This window comes from Methanocalculus natronophilus (assembly GCF_038751955.1).
Classification (GTDB): domain Archaea; phylum Halobacteriota; class Methanomicrobia; order Methanomicrobiales; family Methanocorpusculaceae; genus Methanocalculus; species Methanocalculus natronophilus.
The window spans coordinates 1-586 of sequence record NZ_JBCEXH010000099.1 but is presented as its reverse complement, the minus strand read 5'-3'; the positions used below and the strand labels follow the sequence as shown (position 1 = coordinate 586).

Sequence of the window (586 nt, the reverse complement as noted above, 5' to 3'; positions counted from 1 at the left end):
CTAATAATATGAGCACCAAGTCCATGTGCCGCATCTGCACATTCAATAATGGCTGAAAGTTGAGGGTAGCCTACACCTGTTTGAACGCGTGTTGTACACACACTACCTGGTCCAATCCCAACTTTAATAATGTCAGCCCCTCTTAAAATTAGCTCTTGTGTCATATCAGCGGTGACAACGTTCCCAGCAATGATTACATGATTTGGATATAGAGCTCTTACTTTTTCAACAAAATCACCAAAATGCTCTGAATATCCATTCGCAACATCAATACAAATAAATTTTATATTAGGATTATCTTTTAATATCGTTTTTAAATTCTCAAAGTCTTTTTGATTCGTTCCTGTACTCACCGCAAAGTGATTAGGATCTAACTGAGAGACATGTTCGTTTATAGAAGATGGATCATATGATTTTACCAAACAGGTGAAGAGTTTATGTTTTTGAAGTGCTAAGGCCAATGGTATGGTTCCAACCCCATCCATATTCGCAGCCATAATCGGTATCCCTTTCCATGTTTGTTTACTATGTTTAAAGGTATACTCTCTACTCAAATCAACATCTTTACGACTTTTTAATGTTGAAC

At 36.7% G+C, this 586-nt stretch carries 1 protein-coding gene; it reads right to left on the bottom strand.

Features of this window, described 5'->3' with window-relative positions:
• Nucleotides 1-586, bottom strand: a 586-nt coding sequence (locus ABCO64_RS10670; RefSeq protein WP_343089461.1) for an IMP dehydrogenase, incomplete at both ends; no start/stop codon positions are given.